Origin of the sequence: Vibrio sp. D401a (assembly GCF_030248515.1) — a bacterium.
GTDB classification, from domain to species: domain Bacteria; phylum Pseudomonadota; class Gammaproteobacteria; order Enterobacterales; family Vibrionaceae; genus Vibrio; species Vibrio rotiferianus.
In genome coordinates this window covers 1-841 of the sequence record NZ_JAHGAI010000084.1, presented here as the reverse complement: position 1 = coordinate 841, position 841 = coordinate 1, and the positions used below count along the sequence as shown (strand labels likewise).

At 39.8% G+C, this 841-nt stretch carries 1 protein-coding gene; it reads right to left on the bottom strand.

All coding sequences use genetic code 11. The annotated features are described in order from the left end of the window. Positions 1 to 66 precede the first annotated feature (66 nt). Entirely contained in the window at positions 67 to 705 is a 639-nt protein-coding gene (locus KIV41_RS24345) for a hypothetical protein (protein ID WP_239923416.1), read from the bottom strand. Positions 706 to 841 lie beyond the last annotated feature (136 nt).

The window sequence follows — 841 nt, the reverse complement described above, 5'->3', positions numbered from 1 at the left end:
AAATCAACGCATAGTGAAAATGCCACGCGTTGCGAATCCCTCTTGAACAGTTTGTTATGCCTGTGCTTACAGCTTCCCTAAAAACTCTTCTTCGGTAACTCCAATGATAAGTTCTTCGCTTTGATCACCAAGCACTCTAGTTATTGTTTTTTCGAAGTTACTCATGACTTGCTTATCTTCACCTTGGCGCAAGGTAGCAACGTACTGTCGAAAGTGATTATTTATCGCTGAAAATATTAAATGAGGATTTACAACGATTGAAGTAACACCAGAATTGAGAATAAGGTTTCCTTTATTATCTTTGCGGTAAGTAGCATAAATTGCATGTACCGATGACGGGCTGAAAGTCACCTTATGACTCAACATTGCGTCATGAGCTAAGCCACAACGAACATGTTTATAAAAGTGACCTGCAGCGACTTCAATTCCGTTAAGGTTAGAGCTAAACACTCGACAAAATCCTTGAATGAAAAATTTTTTAGACTTTCCCTCACTTTTCGCTCCCGATATGTAACATTCGATAGACTCAAAATAAGTAGAGAGCAAAGACAAAGCAGCAACTTCACAGTGCTGATGATCCAACAGAATTTTTGCTGGCTTCAAGAGATGATGTAGCCAGATGTCTTTGAAAACATCTACTAAGTCACTAAATGAAGGAGCCTCAATTTTATCGTGCTTAAAGGAAGGGCTTAGGTTGTATTCCATTGTTTCTCCAAAGGCATAACGCCCTGTTAAGGGGTGAGCAACGCAATACAGAAGCCGCCGCATACCATCTTAACCACTAAATTTAACGCATAGTAAAAATGCCACGCGTTGCGAATCCCTCTTGAACAGTTTGTTA